This window comes from Variovorax sp. P4_D9 (assembly GCF_056401695.1).
Genome location: NZ_JBFUIU010000163.1, coordinates 1 through 14,141, shown reverse-complemented (window position 1 = coordinate 14,141; position 14,141 = coordinate 1). Strand labels below are relative to the sequence as shown.

Below are 14,141 nucleotides of genomic sequence, written 5' to 3'. Positions count from 1 at the left end.
AGCCACTGCCACGCCGCCTCGTCGAAGCCTGCATCGCCATCGCGCAGCGCGGCCGTGCAGGCGCGTACCGTGAGCGGGTCGAATGCGTCGGAGGCAGGATCGACGAAGAAGACGCCACGCCGATAGGCCTCGGCGTCCGAGTCGAAGCGAACGCCGTTCAGCGCCAGTCGCCCGCGTGCCGCGAGGGTGCCTGCGAGGACGCGCAGCAGGGTGGACTTGCCGCTGCCGGTGTCGCCATGCAGGAGCGTCACGCCGGGGCCGATGGATGCAGTCCAGTCGGTGGCGAGTGGAGGCTGTCCGGAGTAGGCGAAGCCGAGGTTCTGGACTTGCAGGATCGCGGGATGATTCGGGGTTCTCATTCTTCCGACGATACCGCGCCGCCACCTTTCCACGGCCGCTATCGCCTCGTACGAACGCCTCCGCTACGGGCCGGCGCTAACGATCCGGCAGTGGCAGCGGTGCGCGCACAACGCGCCGGTTCCGATGTGCGGGCGGGCGTCTCGGCGGCAGGCAGCAGCACGAGGGTACCGAGCGTTTCGCGCAGCATACTGGCCAGGCGCTGGGCATCGGCGGTGGCATCTCCCGTCAGGGGGCTATCGGCCCGAAGGTCCTCGAGCGACGGGCCGCCAACCGCAACCCGCCAACGGCGTTGACACTCTTGGCTTGGCGATTGGACGGATCCCGCTTGAGAGCCTCCTCGGCCGCCTGGATCGCGAGGCTGTAGTCGCTCTGGCCGAAACGGATCTGCGCGATGCGTACCCAAGGCGCGGCCTTGGCAGGGTTGTCGGCCGCGAAGGCGACCAGCAGTTTCCTTGTCTCCGGCCTTTGACACCGCATCGATCGCAGCCATTCCAGACACCGCGTTGCTGGCCGCGATCCTTCGGCGCACTGCCGATGGCATGCCGCCGCATCGAAGACTGCCAGTCGTGCCGGCGCGAAGCAAGAAATCAGGATGCCCTGATGCGTCCGATCGAAGGGCCCCTGCTCAACTGGCCGATGGTCAACCCTTCACCACCCGCCGCCGCGCCTTGACCGCCTTCGCCAGCCCCTCCAGCACCGGCACCGTCTGCCCGAAGCCGATGCAGGCGTCGGTGATCGAGACGCCGTGCCGGAGCGCAACGCCCGGTTTCAGGTCCTGCCGCCCTTCTTCCAGATGGCTCTCGATCATGATGCCGGTGATGCGCTGCTCGCCGCCCGCGATCTGCGACGCCACGTCTTCGGCAACCACGATCTGCCGCTGATGCTGCTTGCTGCTGTTGCCGTGCGAGACATCTATCATGACCTGCGGCCGCAGGCCATTGGCCTGCAGCGCCTCGCAGCTCACCGCCACGTCGGCGGCGGAATAGTTGGGCGCCTTGCCGCCGCGCAGGATCACGTGGCAGTCGTCGTTGCCGCGGGTCTCGAAGATCGCCGCCATGCCCATCTTGGTCATGCCCATGAAGGCGTGCGGCGCACGCGCCGCGAGGATCGCATCGGCCGCGACCTTGACGCTGCCATCAGTGCCGTTCTTGAAGCCGACCGGGCAGCTCAGGCCCGAGGCCAGCTGGCGATGGCTCTGGCTCTCGGTGGTGCGCGCGCCGATGGCGCCCCAGGCGATCAGGTCGGCAATGAACTGCGGGCTCAGCAGGTCGAGGAACTCAGTGCCGGTCGGCAGGCCCAGCGTGGTGAGTTCGAGCAGCAGGCGCCGCGCCCGCTCAAGTCCTTCGTTGATCGCGAAGCTGCCGTCCAGGTGCGGGTCGTTGATGTAGCCCTTCCAGCCCACGGTAGTGCGCGGCTTCTCGAAGTAGGCGCGCATCACGATCAGCAGGTCGTCCTGCAGCGAGTCGGCGACCGCCTTCAGGCGCTGCGCATACTCGATCGCCTGGTCGTGGTCGTGGATCGAGCACGGGCCGACCACCACCACCAGGCGGTCGTCGCGGCCATGCAGCACGTCGGCGATCGCGGCGCGGCTGCCCTCGACCAGCGCCAGCGTGTTGTCGCGCACCGGCACGCGCTCCTGAAGCAGCGCCGGGGTCATGAGCGGGCGGACGGCGCCGATGCGCACGTCGTCGATGCGGGTGGTGTCGAGGGTGCTGTCGCGGGAGCCGATCTCGGCATCGTGGAGGGGGTCGTCGAGGCGTGACATGGTCTTGGTCGTTGGTTTCAAGCGATATTCCCCGATTGTCCTCCGACGCGGGCCCTCAGCCGGCACGCTTGCGGCGCGGCCGCGCGGGCGCCGGTTCGCTCAGCAGCGCCTGGGCCACGCCCGGCACCACCTCGATGCTGGGCTGCTTGACGCTCCCGTGCCACGTCACCTCCTGCCACAGCGGCAGCACCATCAGCGCCGGGCTGGCATTCGCCAGGTCGGCCAGACTGTAGCGGTCGAGCTCGTCGAGAAAAGCCTGCATCGCCCGCGCCAGCACCGCGGCCAGCTCGCAGCCGCCGGTCAGCACGCAGCGGTTGTCTTCGCCGAAGCACTCGACCAGCGCGAAATCGGTCTCGAGATGACGAACGATGGTGCCGATCTTGAGCTTGGAAGGATGTGCCGACAGTCGCATGCCGCCATTGCGGCCGCGCACGGTGTCGACCCAGCCCGACTTGCCCAGCATGTGCGTGACCTTCATCAGGTGGGCATTCGAGATGTCGAAGGCCTGCGACAAGTCGGCGATCGTGACCAGCGAATCGGTGCGGGTCGCCAGCACCAGCAGCACGCGCAGGGAATAGTCGGTGAAGAGGGTCAGGCGCATAAGATTGATTGTACCTATTGCTTTTGTGTGGCCCGGCTATAAAATACATCTCATGTATATGTTAAAGGCTGAAACCCCTTCGGGCCTGCCCCTCTTGCGGCTCGCCTTCCGGCCCTTTTACCTGGGCGCGGCGGCAATCTCCATCGCCTGGATGACCCTGTGGTCGTTCCTGCTGAGCGGCCTTGCGCTGCTGCCGAACCAGGTGCCGCCGGTCTACTGGCACGCGCACGAAATGCTATTCGGTTTCGTCGCGGCCGTGATCGTCGGCTTCCTGCTGACCGCCGGCAAGGTCTGGACCGGCTTGCAGACACCGCGCGGGGCCCCGCTGGCGGCGCTGTGGCTGATCTGGCTGGCCGGCCGCATTGCATCGGTGACAGCGCCGGCGCCGCTGTTCGCAGCCGTCGACACGTTGTTCCTGGTTGCTGCCGCGACGGTCTTCGCCACGTTGATCCTGCGGGCGCGCAACTGGCGCAACCTGAAGGTGGTGGTGGTCCTGGCGCTCCTGGCGATCGCCAATGCCGGATTTCACCTGGGCGCGCTCGGTGTGGCCTGGTCCGATCCGACGCGCGCGCTGCATGCCGGCCTGGCGCTGGTCGTGGTCCTGGTTTCGATCGTCGCCGGCCGCGTGATCCCGGCCTTCACGCAGAGCGCCACGCCGGGCCTCAGGATCGTCGAGCCGCGCTGGCTGTCGCCCGCGGCCGTGGCTTGCACGGCGCTCGGCCTGGCGGTCTGGGCCACGGACATGGCGCCGATCGCGGGTGCCACGACGCTGGCGGCCGCGGCCCTGCTGCAGGCGCTGCGCCTGGGCCACTGGGCGCCGATGGCGGCCCGGGGCCGGCCGATCCTCTGGGTGCTGCACCTGTCCTATGCCTGGCTTCCGCTGGGACTGGGGCTGCTCGCCGCGTCCCAGGCCGGCTGGATCGGCAGCCCGGCCGGCGTCCATGCGCTGGCCGTCGGCTGCGTCGGTGGCCTGGTGATCGGCATGATGACGCGCACCGCCCGCGGCCACACCGGCCGCGAGTTGAAGGTCTCTCGCGCCGAGGTCGCGGCCTACGCCCTGGTGATGGCGGCGGCTCTGGCGCGGGTCACAGTTCCGTGGCTGCCGCCGTCGCTCCAGTCCACAATGCTGCTCGGCGCCGCCGCTGCCTGGACCCTGGCTTTCATGCTCTACCTGCTGCGCTTCGCGCCCTGGCTGCTGAGAACGCGCGCGGACGGCCGCGATGGCTGAGGCCGACAGCGACCGCGCCCGGCTGCGGGCCCTGGTGAATGCCTTCTACGACGAGCTGCGGCAGGACGCCGAGATCGGCCCGCTGTTCGAACGCGCGATCGGGCAGGACTGGCAGCCGCACCTAGACCGGATGGTGGAGTTCTGGGCCACGCTGGTGCTTGGCAGCCGCTCCTTCACGGGCGATGTCTTCGGCCGCCACATGGCGATCGACGGGCTGGATCCTGCGCTGTTCGCGCGCTGGCAAGCGGTATGGAAGAAGCACACCGAGGCCCTGTTCGAGCCGGCGCGGGCGGCCGAGCTGCAGCGCATCGCGGCCGGCATCGCCCGCACCCTGTCGCGAGGGCTGGCCAAGCGCGATGCGCCGCTCGGGATTGCCCTGGGCAAATAGGGTTCGTCGGCGTGATCTTTTTCCTTGGCGGGCCCGCGCGCCTTCGATTCAATCCCATGCCAGCACATGCGTTTGAAACCCCGTCGCACATGAAGTCTGAACTCACCCTCGTCATCGAAGAACCCATCGCCGGCCACTACTACTGGATGATCGTCCGGCCCGGCGGATGGTTGCGGCTGGGGCCTTGCCAGGTGGTCGACTCGGGCAGCGGGCCGCTGCCCTCCTACCAATCCGCGCAGGCGGCGGGCAACCGAGTGCTGGCCAGCTTCCAGCCGCCCATCGAACGCCCGACGCCGAGCGGCTTCGGCGGCGCCTGGGAAATCATGACGATTCCGGGCGCGCTGAACTGAGGCTTCCCGGAGCAGGCGGCGCTCGACGCACCTCAGGCGAACACATCCGACACGTAGCGCCCGTGCTCGTGCTCCATCCGATCGGCCCAGGCTGATGCGGCCTCGGCGTCGCTGCCGGTCGCGCTCCGGTAGATGTGGATGAAGGTCTCGCGTACCGCCGGCGCCATCTGCTTGCCGTCGCCGCAGACATAGAACTGCGCCCCCCTGCGGAACCAGGCACCGATGTCGGCCCGGTCCTGCCAGACCCGGTGCTGGACGAAGACCACGTCGCCCTCGGGGCGTGACGAAAAGGCCGGCCGGAGCTCGACCACGCCCGCCGCCTCCCAGGCAGCGAACTCCTCCCGGTACAGGTAGTCGACCTCGGGGTCGCCGACACCGAAGAACAGCAGCGCCGGCCCGACCTCGCGGCAGGCCGCCTTCTGCCATGCCCGTTCCTGCAGGAAGCCGCGAAAGGGCGCGACGCCGGTGCCGGCGCAGACCATCACGATCGGCGTGCTCGGATCGGCCGGCGGATGGAAGCCCGACTGCGATGGCCGCACCGCCACCGAGACCTTGTCGCCGGCCCTCAAGCCCGCCAGGTAGGTCGAGGCCACGCCCTGGAATTCGCCCTGTCCCGACAGCGCGGGCGCGTCGACCACCGCGAAGGTCAGGCTGGCCTCGGCTTCGTCGGCCAGCGGCGACGACGAGATCGAGTACTGGCGCGCCCGCAGCGTCGGCAGCATGGCCAGGAAGCGCGCCAGTCCGATCCCGCATGAGGGGGTGCGCTCGAGCAGGTCAAGCACGCTGACCCGCAGGCCGAGCACTTCGGCCGCATACGCCTCCTCCTGCGCCAGCCACTCGAGTTCCTTGCGTTCGGGCGGGCACAGGGTCGCCTCGGCCAGCTGGCTCACTTGCGCACGGGTCGCGGGCTGGGCCAGTTCCACATAGCCGGCCAGCACCTCCGCAGCGGCGATCGGGTAGTCGCCCGGCAGTGCCGAAGCGGTGCCGGCCTGCTTGCGGATGACGATCTGCGTATCGCCCGCCAGGCCGAAGCGCGCCAGCGCGCGCGCCACGCTGGCCTGCGGATTGCGCGGAAGCACCGCGAGATAGTCGCCGCTGCGGTAGCGCATGCTTGCCGGCAGCGCAATCTGCAGATGGCGCTTGGAGCGCGCACCGGCGGCGCGCATGTCGACCAGTTCGCGATTCTCGACGACGGTGCCGAGTTCGAGTTCGTTGAGCGCCAGTGCACGCTCCCGGGTCGACTCGACAACCTCGACCTCGAAGGCCGGCGCGGCCGCACTGTCAGCCACTGCGCGGCCGAGCGCCGTGCCCAGGTCGGCCCACAGGCCGTGGGCCCATTCGTCGAAGGCGCCGAAGAAATCGCCGCCGGCATCAGCCTCGCCGCGCGCTCGCAAGCGCAGCGCACCGGCGGCGGCGAGTGCCGCGTCGACCCGCTTGGGCACCGCCTGGTAGGTGCGCGCCCATTGCCGGTTGCCGCAGCCCAGCACCGCGAAGCGCACGCCGTCGAGCGTGCCCGCCGTGCAGCCCTCGATCCACGACAGGAACTTCTTCGCGTTGTCGGGCGCCTGGCCTTCGTAGGAGGCCGTGACCACCAGCACCGGCGTGCCGGCCTTCAGCTCGCCCGCGTACTCGTCGAGCGTAGCGACCGTCGCCGCATAGCCCTGGCGCGGCGCATCGGCCGCGATGCGCCGCGCGAACATCTCGCAGGAGCCGGTATTGCTGCCGTAGAGCACCAGCAGCTTCGGCGCATCGGCCGGCAGCGCGACCTCTTCGGCCGTGTCCCTGACGAGCCGCTGCGGCACCGAGGGCAGCGCGCTGCGCAGCGCGAAGCCGCCGGTGCCGCGGCTGCGGGCCCGGATCTTGAGGCCGTGCGGCTTGAGGGTCAGCGTCTCGGCGATCTCGAGCTGGTAGGACGGGTCGTCCATCACGATGTCGAAACGCTGCAGCATCATCGCGATCACCAACTGCGCCTCCTGCATCGCGAACGGGCGGCCGATGCAGGCCCGGGCACCGTTGCCGAAAGGCTTCCACGCATTCGGCGGCAGCTTCTCGGCGCTGTCCGGCTCGAAGCGTTCGGGCCGAAAGTCCTCGGCGTCCTCACCCCAGACCGCCGGGTCGCGGTGCAGCGTCGGTTGCAGCACCAGCACGGTGTCCTTGGTCGCGAGCGGGTAGCGACCCGCCAGCAAGGTGTCGGCGATCGGCTTGACGCCGAAGGCCGGCGCGGTCGGCCACAGCCGCAGCGACTCAATCAGGATCTGCTCGATGTAGCGCAGCTGCGCGAGATGCTCGATGCGCGGCATCTGGTCGCCCAGCACCTGGTCGACGATGGCGCGCGCTTTCAGCATCACCTCGGGGTTCTTGAGCAGCAGATAGCAGGCGAAGGACAGCAGCCCGCTGGTGGTCTCGTGGCCGGCGATCAGGAAGGTGACCATCTGGTAGCGGATGTTCTGGTCCGAGAGCTTCTCGCCGCTCACCGGGTCGACGCCGTTGAGCATCACGTTGAGCAGGTCGTTCTTGCCCGCGCCCTGCGGGTCGCTGCGCCGCTCGGCGATCAGCTGCTCGGCGACCCGCGCCAGCAGCGCCTGGTCGGCCTCGTAGCGGCGCCGAGTGCCGACCATCAGGTTCGACACCATGTTCGGGCGCCGGCCGCGCTGGCCGGCCTCCTCGAGCGCGTCGACCATCGCCGCGACGAAGGGATGCATCTCGTTCTGGTAGAAGCTGTTGAAGCGGTAGTCGAAGGCGCACAGCGCGATGGTGTCGAGCGTCAGCCGCGTCATGTTGTCGGCGACGTCGATCACGGCCGAGGCGCCGAAGCGCTCCCACTTCACGAACATCTGGTGCGCGATATCGACCATTCGGTCGAACATCGATCGCACGCCCAGCGGCCCGAAGGCCGGCATCAGCAGCCGGTGCGCCTTGGCCCAGTTGGGCTCGCTGTTGTAGGCGGTGAAGAGGCCGTCGCCGGCGAAGGCCCGGATCTCCTGCAGCGGGCCGTGCACGCGCTTGTTGAAGCGGCTCTCGTCGCAGAGCTCGTTGACCAGCACCTGCGAACTCACGACGTAGACGTCGCGGCCCAGCAGCGTGAGCTTGAAGATCGGCCCATAGATGCCGGCCAGCCGCATCATGCTCTGGATCGGCGCCTTCGAATCGAGCTCGCCGAGATTGCCGAGGATCGGCTTCAGCGGCGGCTGCGGCACCTGGGGCTTGTCGCTGGAAGAGGGCTTCATGGAGGGTCCTTGGAGGAGCCGGCCGATTATGCGGAGCCACGGCGACGATGGAAGCGCCCGCGCGCCGCTTTCGTGATGGCGGCCACGCAGGGATGCGTGATGCGGCGCTCGACCGATATCGCGAAGAACTCCTCGATCAGCTCGGCGGCGCGGCCGATCACCTCGACGCCATACTGGGCGCAGGTCTCTTCCTCGAGCACCTCGGGCGTCATGAAGACGCCACGGCCCTCGCCGCCGAAGGCCTTCAGCAGCGCGGCATCGTCGAACTCGCCGATCGGCCGCGGCCGCAGGCGGTGCTCGGCCAGCCAGAGGTCGAGCCGCTGCCGCGCCGCCGACGAAGCGCCCTGGATCAGCATCGGCGCGCGGTCGAGGCAGTCCGGAAACTCGCCCTCGAGCGTGCGCCGCAGCGCCGCGGTGGCGAAGAAGCTCATCGCCGTGGTGCCCAGCGTGTGGTTGAAGGCCTTGACGCCGATCTGCCGGCCCATCGGCTCATCGGCGATCACGAGGTCGATGCGCTGCACCGACAGCTGGCCGAGCAGGTCGCGGAAGTTGCCCTCGTGGCAGATCAGCCGCACCGGCTCGGCGATGGCGAGCGCAGGCTCCAGCAGCCGGTAGGCGATGGACTTCGGCACCGCATCGGCGATGCCGACCCGGAAATCGAGCGCCCGGGCACCCTCCCCGCGGCTGCCCAGCGCCGCCTCGAGCTCGGAGCCGAGCGCGAAGATCTGGTCGGCATAGCTCAGCGCGGTGCGTCCCTCGGGCGTCAGCTCGAGCCCGCGCCCGCGCTTCTGGAGCAGGCTGCAGCCCAGGCTGTCCTCGAGCAGCTTGATCTGCCCCGACAGCGTCTGTGGCGTGATGTGTAGTTGCTCGCTGGCGCGCACGATGCCCCCGGCCTTGGCGACGGCCCAGAAGTAGTGAAGGTGCTTGAAATTCATTGACGTCCATCTTACGAAAAACGCGAACGAATGGTGTCAAAAATTCGACTTTTCTCGAAGGCTATCCCGGTCTAGAGTGGGCCCCATGCGCGTGTACACGCGTGGTTCATCAACCTAGAGAGGACACCCGAATGAACGACAACATCCAGATCTACGGCTCGCCGCACGCGGCGTTGCCGGCCGCCCGGGAACGCAACCAGGTTCTGCGCAACACCTACTGGCTGCTCGCCATCTCGATGGTTCCGACGGTGCTCGGCGCCTGGCTCGGCATCGAAACCGGCATCGCGCGCGCCATGTCGCCCGGCATTTCGATGGTGGTCTTCCTGGCCGGCGCCTTCGGCTTCATGTTCGCGATCGAAAAAACCAAGAACTCGGCCGCCGGCGTGCCGGTGCTGCTGGGCTTCACCTTCTTCATGGGCCTGATGCTGTCGCGCATGCTGGGCGTTGTGCTCGGGATGCAGAACGGCGCCAGCCTCGTGATGACCGCCTTCGCCGGCACCGGCGCGGTCTTCCTCGGCATGGCCATGCTGTCGTCCGTGATCAAGCGYGACCTGTCGGCGATGGGCAAGTGGCTCTTCATCGGCGCCATCCTGCTGCTGGTGGCGGGCATCGCCAACTTCTTCATCCAGTCGGGCGCGCTGATGATCACGCTGTCGGTGCTGGCCATCGGCATCTTCTCGGCCTTCATCCTGCACGACCTCAAGCGCGTCAAGGACGGCCACGAGACCAACTACATCACGGCCACGCTCGGCGTCTACCTGAGCCTGTACAACGTGTTCCAGTCGCTGCTGATGCTGCTGGGCCTGGGCGGCAGCCGCGAGGAGTGAACATGACGCCCGAGGAATCCCGCGCGATCGTCACGCTGAGCCTGATGGCGGCCTACGCCGACGGCGACAAGCACGAGCGCGAACGCGAAGAAATCAGGCGCATCGCCGAAGGCTTCTCGCAAGCCGAGGCGATCAACCTGCCGACGCTCTACCAGGACGTGCTGATGAAGCGCGTCTCGATGGCCGACGTTGCCGGACAGCTCCAGGGCAGCGGCGCGAAGCAACTGGCCTACGAGATGGCGGTCTGCGTCTGCGATGCCGACGGCGCGCACTCGGAGGCCGAGCGCGGCTTCCTGGCCGAGCTGCGCGCATCGCTCGGGCTCGATGCCGCGGCTTCGGCCCGGTTCACTGAGCAGGCGCAGGCGATCGCGGCAGCGCCCGTGGCCGCGGGCGCCGCAATGGCGCCGACGGCCGCTGCGCCCGACCCGGCCGAACTCGACCAGGCGATCCTCAACGCCGCGATCCTCAACGGCGCCCTCGAGTTGCTGCCTGAGACGCTCTCGACCATGGCGATCATCCCGCTGCAGACGAAGCTGGTCTGGCGCGTCGGCAAGTCCTACGGCTTCGAGCTGGACAGCGGCCACATCAAGGACTTCGTCGCCACGGTCGGCGTCGGCCTGACCTCCCAGTACCTCGAGCAGGTCGGCCGCAAGCTGCTGGGCGGACTGCTGGGCAAGGTCGGCGGCGGGCTGCTCGGCGGGCTCGGCAAGCAGGCCGTGAGCTCGGGCATGAGCTTCGCCACCACCTACGCGCTGGGCCACGTCGCCAAGCGCTACTACGCAGGCGGGCGCAAGCTGTCGACCCAGATGCTCAAGGACGCGTTTGCCGACGTGATGCAGGAAGCCCAGGGCCTGCAGACGCGCTACCTGCCTGCGATGCAGGAGAAGGCACGCACGCTGGACGCGCGGCAGGTGCTGTCGATGGTGCGCGGCGATTGAGTCAGCGCGCGGAGATCTGGCCGACCTTGGCGCTCCAGAACTTCCACCAGGGCCGCGCAGCGGGCGGCGGCTCGGGCGGCAACTGCTGCAGCTGGCTGGTGCGCAGGCGCCGCCGGCACTCGACCTCGAGTGCATGGGCGATGCCGAAGGCCTCGCGGTCGCCCCGCGAGGCCTGGGCCCGCCAGCTCACGGCAAGGCGCAGGAGTTCGTCGTCGTCGATGTCGGCGAGTTGCTGCGGAGTCGGTACGCTGGAACTCATGGCCGGCCGCCCCGAGATGCGCTTTTCGCGAAATACATGGGGATGATTATTGCGCATCCTCTCCGCAAGAACGAGCGCGCCGGTCAGGGCAGCAGCACGATCGCGCCGGTGCCGGCGCGACTCTCGGCGAAGCGGTGCGCATCGGCGGCCTGCTCCAGCCGGAAGCGGGCACCGATCGCCGCCCGCACCGCTCCGGCGGCCATCGCGTCGAACACATCGGCGGCGTTGGCGCGGAAAATGGCCGGGTCGGCGTTGTGGGGAAAGACCGAAGGCCGGGTCAGGAACAGGCAGCCCTTCTTGTTCAGCAGTTCGGGCTCGATCGCCGGCGCCGGCCCCGAGGCGGCGCCATAGAGCACCACCAGGCCGAAGGGCGCGGCGCAGTCGAGCGAAGCCATGAAGGTGTGGCGCCCGACCGAGTCGTAGACCACCCGTGCCTTGCGGCCGCCGCTGGCGACGATCACCTGCGATACCCAGTCGTCCTGCGAATAGTCGACCGCTGCATGGCAGCCCGCAGTGCGCGCGATCTCGCACTTGGCCGCCGACCCCGCGGTGCCGATGACGGTCGCGCCGAGCGCCCGGGCCCAGCCGCTGAGGATCTGGCCGACGCCGCCGGCTGCCGCGTGCACCAGCACCACATCGCCGGGCTGCACGAGGTAGGTGCGCTTGACCAGGTACTGCGCGGTCATGGCCTTGAAGAACAGCGCCGCCGCGTCCTCTTCGGAGATGCCGGAGGGGATCTTCACCAGCTTGGCCGCCGGCACATTGCGGCGATCGGCGTAGGCACCCACGCCCGCGTTCATATAGACCACGCGGTCGCCCGGCTGCAGGTCGTCGACGCCCGCGCCCAGCACCTCGACGATGYCGGCCGCCTCGTGCCCGAGGCCGGTCGGCGACGGCAGCGGGTATTTGCCCGAACGCTGGTAGACATCGATGTAGTTGAAGCCGATCGCGGTCTGGCGCAGCTGCACCTCGCCGGGACCGGGCGAGGGCAAGTCGAGATGCTCGAGCTTCATTACTTCGGGGCCACCGAATTCGTGCAGCTGGACGGCGCGTGCCTGGGTCATGTCGCGGGTTCCTTGGAAGCGGGCTTTGAAAGCGGGATGTCCTGGAGTATCCACCGCTGCGCGGTCAGCGGGATCCGGGCGGGCATTCAAGGTGCCGTAGCCCGCGCCACCCACGCTGCGATTCCCGCCACGCTGCGGAATTCGTCCGCCGAGCGCGCCGGGATCTGTGGAAAGCGCTCGTTCCACATGCGTGCCAGGGCCTGGCCCGGGCCGATCTCGAGCACGCACGAGACCCGCCTGGCAGCGATGCCCTCCATGCACTCGTCCCAGCGCACGGTGTGGTCGATCTGCGCGGCGAGCGCCTCGCGCGCTTGTTCCGCGCCCACGACGCCGCCGGAGAAATCGCTGAACAAGGTGATCGTCGGCGCCCCGAACGGCAGCGCGCAGACCACGTGCGCGAAGTCGCTGGCGGCCTTCGCCATCCACGGGGTGTGCGAGGCGACGTGGACGTTGAGCGGCGTGCAACGCGCGCCCAGGCGCGACGCCGTCCCGGCGGCCGCCGCCAGCGCGGTCCGCGGGCCGCCGACCACGACGCTGTCGACTCCATTGCGGATCGCGATCGCCAATCCCGCCTCTTCGCACAGTTGTTGCAGCGCCGGGCCGGCGAGCCCGCTGATGGCAAGCAACCCGGCCGCGCCCTTCTCGGCCTCACGGTCCATTAGCGCGGCCCGCTGCCGCGCCAGATCGATCGCAGTGGCCGGATCGAAGACCCCTGCCACGGCGAAAGCCGCCAGCTCGCCGACACTGTAGCCGGCGACCGCAACCGGCACGGGCAGCTGCGGCGCGAGCTGCGACCAGGCCGCGCAGCCGAGGCCGGCCAGCAGGACCTGCGCATGCGCGTTGCGGCCCGCCCAGGCCGGATCGGCCAGCCGCGCCCGCCAGTCTTCGCCGAGCACGCGGGCCACGGCACGCACCGAGTCATCGGCCGCCAGCCACGGCAGCATCGCAGCATGCTGCATGCCCTGGCCCGAGAAGACCAGCGCCAGGCTCATTGGGAAAAGCAGATCCGCCGCAGCCAGCAGGCCGCGGCCAGTGCGTCGGCCGCGCCGCCGGGCGACAGGCGGCGCGCCACGAAATCGCGGTGCACCGCCCGCGCCTGCTGCAGGCCATGGGGCGCGGCGATGCCGCCGCGGTCTAGGAAGCGGCGCGCCGCAGCCTGCGCGAAGCGCAGACCGTCGAGCCCGCCGCGATGGGCCAGGTTGCTGTCGTCCAGCACCGCCATGACCGCGAACAAGGTGTCGATGCGGGCCTGCTGCGGCGTGAGCCCGCGAGCGATCGCACGCTCCAGCGCCGGCGCGGCCGTCTCGAAAATGACCGGGAAGCCCAGCGCCGCTTCCTGCGACGCGCTACGCAGGCCGTAACGGCGCGCCGCGACACTGCCGGGCAATGTCGGGACCCGCAGCGCGCGGTCGGCGAGCGCTGCGCCCCAATGGCGGCACAGGGCGGCCCGCAGTGTCGCCGGCCGCAGGCGACCGCCATCGGCAAGCACGGCGCCCGCGGCCGCGCACAGCAGGCCGAGCGAGAAGACCGCGCCGCGATGGGTGTTGATGCCGCCGGTGGCGGCCAGCATGCGATGCTCGGCCGCGATGCCACAGGCCTCGAGCGCGGCGAACGCAGCGCCTTCGCGGCCCAGTTCGACGACCGCCGGGAAGTAGTGGCGCAGCGCGAACAGGCTGCGCATGAAGGTATGGGAGTCCATGTCCTCATGGCTGCCGCTGTCGACGAAGGACACCAGCCCGGGCTTGGGCGCCAGTGCCAGCTCGTCGTGCAGGGCCAGCACCGCGGCACGGCCGATCTCGTTCGCATCCGGGCCCGGCTCGAACGGCACAGGCGAGGCGCGAAGACACAGCGCCACCGTCATGCCGCTACTCCGCTGTGCACACGAGACCCGATCGGCGGCTCCGCCTCGGCCAGCGTCGCGCCATCCAGCCGCTTGACCAGCAGCCGGCGCGTGCGGCCGCCGCGCCAGGCATGCCATTCGCGCCAGGCGACCGCGGCGCCGTCCGGGAAAACCAGTTCGCCATCGAGCCGCACGCGCTCGCCGCCGGCGAAATCCTGCAGTTGCCGCGCGACGGCATCGGCATGGTCGACGCCGTCGACCGCGATCCAGAGGTCGATGTCGGATCCCGCATGCAGGTAGTCGAGCCCGCTGAGCAACTGCCAGCCATGGCTGCCGTAGACGCGCGCGCCCGCATGGAG

Annotated in this window: 15 protein-coding genes; 5 read left to right on the top strand and 10 right to left on the bottom strand. The window is 69.5% G+C overall.

Features of this window, described 5'->3' with window-relative positions; genetic code table 11:
- The 3 genes from AC1DY5_RS18795 to AC1DY5_RS18785 all read right to left on the bottom strand — a co-directional run.
- The coding region (locus tag AC1DY5_RS18795) for an ATP-binding cassette domain-containing protein (RefSeq protein ID WP_478113718.1) at nucleotides 1-359 on the bottom strand (359 nt) is incomplete at its 3' end.
- Between the two features lie 641 nt (nucleotides 360-1,000).
- Nucleotides 1,001-2,125, bottom strand: coding sequence for a 3-deoxy-7-phosphoheptulonate synthase (locus tag AC1DY5_RS18790; RefSeq protein WP_478113716.1), 1,125 nt, complete (start codon nucleotides 2,123-2,125; stop codon nucleotides 1,001-1,003).
- A gap of 55 nt (nucleotides 2,126-2,180) precedes the next feature.
- On the bottom strand, nucleotides 2,181-2,726 hold the full coding sequence (locus AC1DY5_RS18785; protein WP_478113714.1) for an RrF2 family transcriptional regulator: 546 nt from the start codon (nucleotides 2,724-2,726) through the stop codon (nucleotides 2,181-2,183).
- Nucleotides 2,727-2,778: 52 nt separating this feature from the next.
- On the opposite strand from AC1DY5_RS18785, the gene AC1DY5_RS18780 reads away from it, so the two are divergent.
- The 3 genes from AC1DY5_RS18780 (at nucleotide 2,779) to AC1DY5_RS18770 (ending at nucleotide 4,692) form a co-directional block, all read left to right on the top strand.
- On the top strand, nucleotides 2,779-3,954 hold the full coding sequence (locus AC1DY5_RS18780) for an NnrS family protein (protein WP_478113713.1): 1,176 nt from the start codon (nucleotides 2,779-2,781) through the stop codon (nucleotides 3,952-3,954).
- Nucleotides 3,947-4,342 (top strand): group III truncated hemoglobin, encoded by a 396-nt coding sequence (locus tag AC1DY5_RS18775; protein WP_478113712.1) that lies wholly within the window; start codon nucleotides 3,947-3,949, stop codon nucleotides 4,340-4,342. Before AC1DY5_RS18780 ends, AC1DY5_RS18775 begins: the two co-directional genes overlap by 8 nt.
- Nucleotides 4,343-4,431: 89 nt before the next feature.
- Nucleotides 4,432-4,692, top strand: coding sequence for a hypothetical protein (locus AC1DY5_RS18770; protein WP_478113710.1), 261 nt, complete (start codon nucleotides 4,432-4,434; stop codon nucleotides 4,690-4,692).
- A 32-nt stretch (nucleotides 4,693-4,724) separates the two neighbouring features.
- Here the strand turns inward: AC1DY5_RS18770 and AC1DY5_RS18765 are convergent, their stop codons facing one another.
- Both AC1DY5_RS18765 and nhaR read right to left on the bottom strand, forming a co-directional pair.
- Nucleotides 4,725-7,919, bottom strand: coding sequence for a bifunctional cytochrome P450/NADPH--P450 reductase (locus AC1DY5_RS18765; protein WP_478113708.1), 3,195 nt, complete (start codon nucleotides 7,917-7,919; stop codon nucleotides 4,725-4,727).
- Nucleotides 7,920-7,945: 26 nt separating this feature from the next.
- Entirely contained in the window at nucleotides 7,946-8,854 is a 909-nt protein-coding gene (nhaR, locus tag AC1DY5_RS18760) for a transcriptional activator NhaR (RefSeq protein WP_478113707.1), read from the bottom strand.
- 131 nt (nucleotides 8,855-8,985) lie between these two features.
- Between nhaR and AC1DY5_RS18755 the strand changes: the two genes are divergently transcribed.
- Entirely contained in the window at nucleotides 8,986-9,681 is a 696-nt protein-coding gene (locus AC1DY5_RS18755) for a Bax inhibitor-1 family protein (RefSeq protein ID WP_478113706.1), read from the top strand.
- Nucleotides 9,682-9,683: 2 nt separating this feature from the next.
- Nucleotides 9,684-10,619 (top strand): DUF533 domain-containing protein, encoded by a 936-nt coding sequence (locus AC1DY5_RS18750; RefSeq protein ID WP_478113704.1) that lies wholly within the window; start codon nucleotides 9,684-9,686, stop codon nucleotides 10,617-10,619.
- A gap of 1 nt (nucleotide 10,620) precedes the next feature.
- Here the strand turns inward: AC1DY5_RS18750 and AC1DY5_RS18745 are convergent, their stop codons facing one another.
- From AC1DY5_RS18745 to mdcG, 5 genes are all read right to left on the bottom strand, one after another.
- Nucleotides 10,621-10,878 carry a hypothetical protein gene (locus tag AC1DY5_RS18745; protein WP_478113702.1) on the bottom strand — a complete coding sequence of 86 codons (258 nt, stop codon included), beginning with the start codon at nucleotides 10,876-10,878 and terminating at the stop codon, nucleotides 10,621-10,623.
- An 83-nt stretch (nucleotides 10,879-10,961) separates the two neighbouring features.
- Nucleotides 10,962-11,942 carry a quinone oxidoreductase family protein gene (locus tag AC1DY5_RS18740; RefSeq protein ID WP_478113700.1) on the bottom strand — a complete coding sequence of 327 codons (981 nt, stop codon included), beginning with the start codon at nucleotides 11,940-11,942 and terminating at the stop codon, nucleotides 10,962-10,964.
- 86 nt (nucleotides 11,943-12,028) lie between these two features.
- Nucleotides 12,029-12,934, bottom strand: coding sequence for a malonate decarboxylase subunit epsilon (locus AC1DY5_RS18735; RefSeq protein WP_478113698.1), 906 nt, complete (start codon nucleotides 12,932-12,934; stop codon nucleotides 12,029-12,031).
- Complete coding sequence (gene mdcB / locus AC1DY5_RS18730) at nucleotides 12,931-13,803, bottom strand: triphosphoribosyl-dephospho-CoA synthase MdcB (RefSeq protein WP_478113696.1); 873 nt, start codon at nucleotides 13,801-13,803, stop codon at nucleotides 12,931-12,933. Before mdcB ends, AC1DY5_RS18735 begins: the two co-directional genes overlap by 4 nt.
- Nucleotides 13,800-14,141 (bottom strand): malonate decarboxylase holo-[acyl-carrier-protein] synthase (gene mdcG, locus AC1DY5_RS18725; RefSeq protein WP_478113694.1); only part of this gene is annotated, 342 nt, incomplete at its 5' end. The genes mdcB and mdcG, both read right to left, overlap by 4 nt.